Origin of the sequence: Meiothermus cerbereus DSM 11376 (assembly GCF_000620065.1) — a bacterium.
Taxonomy (GTDB): Bacteria; Deinococcota; Deinococci; order Deinococcales; family Thermaceae; genus Meiothermus; species Meiothermus cerbereus.
Window position 1 is genome coordinate 20,253 of the sequence record NZ_JHVI01000034.1, and the last position, 7,305, is coordinate 27,557.

6 protein-coding genes are annotated in these 7,305 nt (G+C 54.0%); all 6 read right to left on the reverse strand.

Going from position 1 to position 7,305, the window contains the following annotated elements:
* Window positions 1-21: 21 nt before the first annotated feature.
* Complete coding sequence (locus Q355_RS0111990; protein ID WP_027878019.1) at window positions 22-486, reverse strand: hypothetical protein; 465 nt, start codon at window positions 484-486, stop codon at window positions 22-24.
* Complete coding sequence (locus Q355_RS16525; protein ID WP_084496126.1) at window positions 479-1,771, reverse strand: DUF4007 family protein; 1,293 nt, start codon at window positions 1,769-1,771, stop codon at window positions 479-481. Before Q355_RS16525 ends, Q355_RS0111990 begins: the two co-directional genes overlap by 8 nt.
* 18 nt (window positions 1,772-1,789) lie before the next feature.
* On the reverse strand, window positions 1,790-2,611 hold the full coding sequence (locus Q355_RS16530; protein WP_245597569.1) for a phosphoadenosine phosphosulfate reductase family protein: 822 nt from the start codon (window positions 2,609-2,611) through the stop codon (window positions 1,790-1,792).
* Window positions 2,612-2,669: 58 nt separating this feature from the next.
* Entirely contained in the window at window positions 2,670-5,630 is a 2,961-nt protein-coding gene (locus Q355_RS0112000; RefSeq protein ID WP_245597570.1) for a hypothetical protein, read from the reverse strand.
* Between the two features lie 341 nt (window positions 5,631-5,971).
* A complete protein-coding gene (locus Q355_RS0112005; RefSeq protein ID WP_027878022.1) occupies window positions 5,972-6,892 on the reverse strand; it encodes a DUF4007 family protein in 921 nt (306 codons plus the stop codon).
* A 183-nt stretch (window positions 6,893-7,075) separates the two neighbouring features.
* Window positions 7,076-7,305, reverse strand: a 230-nt coding sequence (locus tag Q355_RS0112010; protein WP_027878023.1) for a hypothetical protein, incomplete at its 5' end; no start/stop codon positions are given.

A 7,305-nucleotide genomic window follows, 5' to 3' on the forward strand; every position in this document is an offset into this window, starting at 1 on the left:
GCGCTCACCCCTTGTTGACTTTTAGCTTACAATTGCCAGTCGCCCTCCCTTGTGCCAAATGGCCCTCGAGTCTGCATCGGGCAGCAGGTGTTCCGCAGAAACAGGCAATGCAATCACCAACGCCCTGGGGCGCTTACGGAAGTTATCTAGCAGAAAATCCCAGACGTAAGGCCGATCGAGAAACTCGAGGTAGGACAGTGCAATGTCGAGGTTGTATAGCAGCAAGGCGTTGGTCTGGGAAGGAAGCTGGGCAATCTCGTCAAGCTCTTGTACGAGTGATTCTTTTGTGAGCCCCAGGAAAAGCTGTCCATCCAAAACCTTCCGCAACCGCCATTCAGCATAGTTGACGGCGTCAAGGTTTAGCTGGGCGGCCAGCGAGCGCTCTTTGCCCAGATGCTCTGAACTCAGAAGCAAAATAGCTGTACGGCAGACGAGTTGGGTACCCCGAACCCGCTGGACAACCTCTAAAGGGGAGGGTTCATTCATAGATATGCGGCAAAAAATCGGAAGGTGAGCGCCACAGGCGAAGAATTTGATGTGGGGGTGCCACTTGGACCAGCTCCAGCAGTCCCCTATTTTGGAGCTCGCGCAACCGGGAATTGAGCTGGAAAGCACCCAAGAGAAAAAGATTGGCAAAGCCGCCAAACTCGTACAGCTCTGCGAGCGCTACCTGCCTAAACTGCGGCCACACACTATCCCAAAAGTGTGCCAAGGCATACCCCACCACCCACTCGTTGGGCGGCTCGGGCTCGAGCACCCGATAGCCCGTTTCGGTTTCTTCCAAAATGCCGAGCTTTCCAAGACCGTCTTCCTTGGTATAGGTGCCCGTAAACACGGCAATCAGGCCGCGGGCCGAGCGGTCTACCAACGCCTTGCCCTCTGACTTCTGCACAAACTCCCGCACCGATTCTATCAGCCGAGAGCGTTCGAGGTGCGTCCCCGGCTGTAACTGCTGGCTGACCAAAAAATGCCAGAAAGCCGGGCCTGGGCCCTTGGGAGCGCTAAGGTGGTAGTGCATGAGCCAGAGCGTGGAGGGGTGATTGAGGTTGGGGTCATGTTCGTAAACAAAGCGCCCGAGATCGGACAGACGATAAGGTTTTTCATCCAGTAGCCCTGCCGCGACTGCATATCTTGGCATTGCTTTAACATAGTTCGTTCCAAGACGTGTACCTTTACGCAAACTCTCAAAGTCAACTTTTTCAACCAAACCAGAGGCGATTTCCAAAACCTGGACAAGCGCTGGGCGGTTTAGGGAAAAAGATTCGTGAAAAACTGTGCCAACTCTCTTCATAGGCTCCAACAATTGTGTGCCAACTCTCTTCATAGGCTCCAACAATTGCTTGATATAAGCTCGCAGTCTCTGCCTGGTTTCTTGATTTGCAACAATTTGGGCAGCCCAATCTGCAAAATAGGCATACTCGATGAGGTTTTCAATACGTCCACGTCCTCCACCAGAAGTTGAAGTCTTTGCATATTCGCTCTCCTTACCAGGATGGATTTTGTGCTTCCAGAAGCTTGAACTTCTCAAGTGAAAAAAAGGGGGGGCCGGTTGGCACATATCGTCGGCAATCCTATACTGATCAAAATATCTTCTAAAACGAGAAATAAGTGGTTCATCAAAGTAAATACGGTTATCAAAATCAGTAGCTTCATCAATCAAATCCAACACAGCTAAAAGCAATATCAACTTGTGAGGTCGCTTATGCCCGGCTTTGCTACCTCTCCGCATACCCTCTATTTCAGCTTTGAGTTTTTCAAAACTATCATTCATCTATCTACAGACGTCATACTACAGATGACATACCAAACATGATTGATTCTCCTCTTCCTCGTCAGCCAACATTTCTGTCAAGCTACCCAATAGCCTGACCGGCCTTTGCTGGGTTCGCTTTTCATGTTGTTCTTTGATTTGGGCAATGCGCTCTGGACGCTGTAAATCTTCCAAGCTCTCTCTTGCATTCCATGTGAAGGTTTGACCCGTTGCGATATCAACTCGTTCAAATCCTTTCGCTTTTTCAAAGTAATCGGGATGATTTTCTAACAGACCAACCCACTCAATTCTCTGTTGAAAAAAACAAAAGTAACATCCAGATCTCGAGCGCCATTTATAGTACTCAGGCAAGCCTAGCCCGCTCTCTTCCAAAATTCTGTACACATCATGCTTCACGATGCTGTCATCAATAAAGGGATAAACTGCCGTTATATTGGGTTTAGTTGATATATATCCTTTTCTATGCAACTCATCCGCCCTTATGGCAAGGTAGCTGATTACGGGATCATCTCCGACATAACGCTCAAATGGCTTGATTTTAAGCATTCGTGTACACCAGCGGGTTCTTGGATCGGGTAAAACACCACGGTAAATGTCCAGATAATGGGAGAAAGGCCGATCTGGATTCAAACGAACCACCGGCTTTCCTAAATAAGCCTCGAGTTTATCGAGATATTCGTATGTTTCCGGTAGCTCTTCCCCAGTATCCATGAATACATATTCCATTTCTGGAACCTTGTCCCGCATATACACAGCGAGCGCAGTGCTGTCTTTGCCGCCAGAAAGTGAAAGAACGTGTCGAACAGGCTTTGGCTCCATTTGTGCTCCTTTGCAGTACATAATACCTCGATAGCCGGTGGAAGCTGTCACGAGAAAAGCCTTTGATCTAGAACCGTGACTACAGCTCTTGCAACAACTTTGCCAGCGCCGCCCGCAGCACATGGGGGGGAGCATCTTTCCCAAGGCCGTTGCGAATCTGCTGGGCCAGCACATCGCTTTGAGCATCCTCTTCTGGGGTCAGAACCCCTAGCGTATGTACGGCCTGTAATAGCCGTTCGCCCAGCAGTCGGGCCTGTTCGGGGAAGCGTTCAATATCGGAGTCTGTCCAGCTTTTAGGTGGTTTTGAGGCTACCAGAGCCAGAACACCGTCTAGCACTACCGCTTCTTCCCCCGGCGCGGTGAGTCGGTTAACCAGGGGAACCAGCGAGCTATGCAAGGGCTTTCCAGAGAGTTGTTTGGCCTGCGCGCGCAGACGGGCCCAGCCTTCCGGGCCTTCGGGCAGTCCGCAGGCCCTTAACAGGGTATCGCGGGCCTTCTCAACCTGGCTGGGCACGAACGCACCCCAGGTTTGCAGGGCCTGGTTGAGCTTCTCAAAGAAAGCCTCGATGCGTTTTTTGCTTTTGTTTTGCTGTTCACCAAAGGGCTTTTCGCCCAGAGCAACCGGCAGGTCGTGAAAGAGAAGGCGCTCGGGAGAGCGGGCTCGCTCGAAGGCTTCGCGCAGCTCGAGTACCTCTTCTGGTAGCTTCCGGGTGCGCCAGGCCGATTCGGGTACCGAGCGAACCATCCGCACCAGTGCTCGCACTACCGGTAGCAAAGCAGGTTTGACCTTGAGGCCCCTTGCCAGACGCTCCACTACAGCCTGGCGTTCGCCCAAAATCCGACTACCCCCCACGGCAAATAGCTCTGGGCGGCGCATAAGCACCTCAAAGTCGGCGATAGTGGGTTCAGGAACAAAAACCCCCTCTTTGTACAGGCTGGTTTCGTCTGGGTAGGTAAGCAAAAATGCTGCTAGGAGAACAGGCAGTACCCCAGGCATCACGCCGTAGGGGGGCGCTTCTAGCTCAGAAAACAGTTGATCAACTGGGTAGGGTTCAGCAATGGCGGAAAAGATACGGCTGTACATCTGTTCCCAGGATGGGCGTAAGTTGCAGGGGTCATTGGCTCCCTGGGGCTCGGTAAACTGCCAGCTCCCTTCGCTATTCTGATGAAGACCGCTGGCCCGCAAGACCGACTCATACATGCTGCGCTCAGGGGGATAGCCCTCCATGCCCAGCAGGGGCTCTTTGGCATACAAAAGCATTCGCTCTACCAGGTTGCGCCGAGCGGCGGCGGCAGCAGACGATAGCGCGCGACGATTGATGAGTTCGTTCTTGATGCGTGGGGCGTAAGGATATAGCCAATCCATGGCGCTCGAAAGGAGTTGAGCGGCTGCTCTTGGCGAAGATACGCTTTGCTCATGGCCTCGGTAAAACCAAAGCGTGCCCGCCCCAGTGGGCTCCGGGCGGGGGTCGAGCAACACCTCTACCGCGCGTCCCAAGCTCTGCTCTACCAGAGCTATTCGTTCAGCAAGCTCTCTACGGGCGACCCGATCTTTATGCAGGGCAGGGGTGTTGTCCCAAACCCAGCGCAGTGCCCGCAGCTCTGCCGCGGCCTCGCGTAAGCCCCCGATCTGCTGGGGGAGCGCTACCAACAAATGCTCGGCAGCACTCACGGCGGGGGAAGTAGCCCAGCTGCTGAAAGCCTTAGCCTGCTCGAGGGTTGAAGGGAGGCAGCAGATCAGTAGGCCGTCGGCCCCATGGCCTGGCCTGGGGACTTCGCTGGGGGGAGCATCCAAGTACTGCACTGCAAAGAACCGCAAGGCACCTTGCTCGTAGCTATGTCGCCGCGCGACCAAGGGCCGGTGGGGTAAGTACTGCTGTAGGGTTGCGGCCAGACCCAATCCAGCGGTTTTGCGGCGGGCCTGCTCAAGCTCAGCCTCAATGTCCACATCACTGCCCTCCCAAACCCGATACGTGCGGTTATAAAGTCGGAAAGTCAGGAGGGAGCGCATTTGCAGAGCATCTAGTGCAGCTTCCACATCTGGGCTTCTAGGGCTATCCGAAAGCGAAAGGGCGACCAATTCACGGCTGGCCTGCAGCGGGCTTAGGTCACCCAAGATATTCAGGAGCCCTACGGTTTTGAGAACGTCTACCTCGAGGGGACTCAGGTCAGGGGTGCGCTCCAAGGCGTCGGCAACCTCGAGCCAGCGCCGGGCATAGCTTTGACGCAGTAGACTCCCCTCAAGGTTGGTCATAAAGTAGTCGAACAGATCCGGCAGCCTAACAAGGTGCCCTGGTGCTTGCTGTAGCTTCTCCTGCAAACCATGGGCCTCCTGGCCCAGCAAGTAGGCATACAAAGAGCGTTCATTTTGAGCAAAGCGCCGAAAGAGATAGGGCAGCGCAACAAATACGGATGGATGAAGCGGTGCAGCGTCTACAGCCAGAGCCAAAAACTCCCCGGGCTTTAGGCTTTTGGGGGTATAGCCTGCTTCAGACATCTCCTGAGCGATTTTTCTTAGCACGTCGGCCGAGAGCGCTGGCTGGATTTCTAGCGCAATCATGGCTTGAGCAGCAAGACGCATCTGCTGTTCAACAGGCTCTATGAAAGCGACATCGCTAAAACGACCCTGTACCTTAGCCCACTCCTTACGAGCAGCCAGGGTCAGGTGCTCACCATACTGCTCAAAAGCCTGGTGCAGTACGCCCAACACGAGAAATGGCTGTTTACCGCTACGGGCGGCTAGTTCAGCCATCTCTTGCAACAGGTAGATGTCTTCGCCCGTATGGCGGCTAGCATATTCAAGGGCCTTTCCTAGCTCGTCTAGGATCAGCAAGATGCCACGGTAGCCCTGCGTGCACGCAAGGTCTGATAGAGCCACCAAGCGCTCCAAAACACGCCGGGTATCCAGGGGCGCTGTCCTAAGGTCGGCCTCGAGGGCCTGAGCCAAGTTCTCCGAAGCCGCACCGCCTATTCGCTTTGCTACACCCTGCATTCCTTCCAATAGCGCCTGGGAAAGCGAAGCCCGTCGCAAAGTGAGCACCACTGGCAGTAAACTGATATTTTCCAGATTGGAAAAACGCTCCCACAAAGAGGCATCCTGGGTCGCTAAAATCTGACAAGCGGGGTTTCGGGAGTCTGAAGGGGCTTGTAGTAGGCTAGCAAGGAACAGAGCAAACGCCGATTTTCCACTGCCGTAAGGGCCGGTAAGCGTTAAGGCTCGATCACTGCTATGCCCCTCCAGGCTATCCAAAATGCGAATCAGTATCTGACGAACAACTGGGGTTAGGTTGTAGCCTGCTAATGCCTCCGGAAGTTGAAAATCTCGTTCAAGTCGTATAGAGCGAAAAAACCGTCGAGTCTTGGCAAGCGGCTGGATTTGCATCATATGCGAGTCCCGTAATAGCGTTGTAGAAGCTCCATTCCGTCAAAGTCTCGACGGCGGTAAAGTTGCTTGAGCCCTGCGGTATCATCGAGCTCTAAAGCCCCCTCGCTGGCAGTCTCCAAGTCCTCCAGGTACTCAACCAGTGAATTTTCGTCTAGCTTGAACACCTGCCCCGGACTTCCCAAACCATAAAGGCACTCGGCAAAGGAGATGCTATTCCTCCCAGAACGAATGCGCCGCATATACTCAAGCAAAGCATAACCTACAATCTCGGCAGGTAGGGTTGGCTTAGGCCCAATAGCAAAACGATAGCCCTCACCATCTTTGAGTGGTGAAAGCAGCCCGAGTTCGGTCAAGGGGCAGTCGAAAGAGTCTTCTAAAGGCCCCTTGCCATCAGCCCTGGACTGATAGGTGCGCAAAAAGCAGTCTATGTCTCGTCGCAAACTCAGCTCTTGCACCCGCAGCCCTTGACGTTCTTTGAAGTCTAGCAAAAAGGTTAGGAGCTGCCCCTTAGTAAGGTCGGGCTGCGTAAAGCGTGTAAAAGCCAGATGCCATACCCCAGCCTTAGCAGGGTTGTTGACCAGCAGCCAATGGATTAACCAAAGGGAGGCCGGGTTTTCCAAGTGAGGGTCCCATTCCTTAAAGAGCCGCCAACCTATGGGGGAGACCTCCAGGCTTCGGCCCTCGCCCTCCAATAACACCTGGGTAGCCAGCCCCCAGTGGCGAATACTTTGCACCATGTTCTTTCCTACACCCAGCTCAACCAAGGCCTGCTCGGTGCTAAACAGGAACTTATTTTTGGTTACTGCGTCTACAGCCTTTTTGAGCCAACCATAGCGAAAGGGAAAGGTTTCGTGACCTGAAAATCCGAAGCGCTCGAGGGAATTGTGGTTTAAAGACTGAGCCTGGTTTGTGGCCATATGCTCCTATGAGTTTAGCAGCGTTTGCGATTCAACCCAGTCTGACCTGTAGTTGTCCAGGTTCAGGACCTTGGACAATCTGGTGCGGCCGGTGCGTAAAATAACAGGCGTCACGCAAAGTCATGATCCCCCTCTACCCAAGGGCCGCATATCGCTCCAAGCCGCTTGTGAGTACCACCCCTTTCAGGCCGCCCAAAACGAAAGCTCTTTGAACACTCCCAGGTCACGGTAGTTAAGCGTCCACACCGGAGCCCTGGTCTTCAAGGCCAGCAGGGTTACGCTGGCGTCCTCCAGGGTGCCCTTCCACTCCAGCCTGGCCGCCAGCAGAACCCGAATGGCCTCGAGGTCTTCCATCCCGAGCGGGACGATCTCCAATGTCTCCACCATGCGCTCCAGGGCCCGGCGGGCCACTG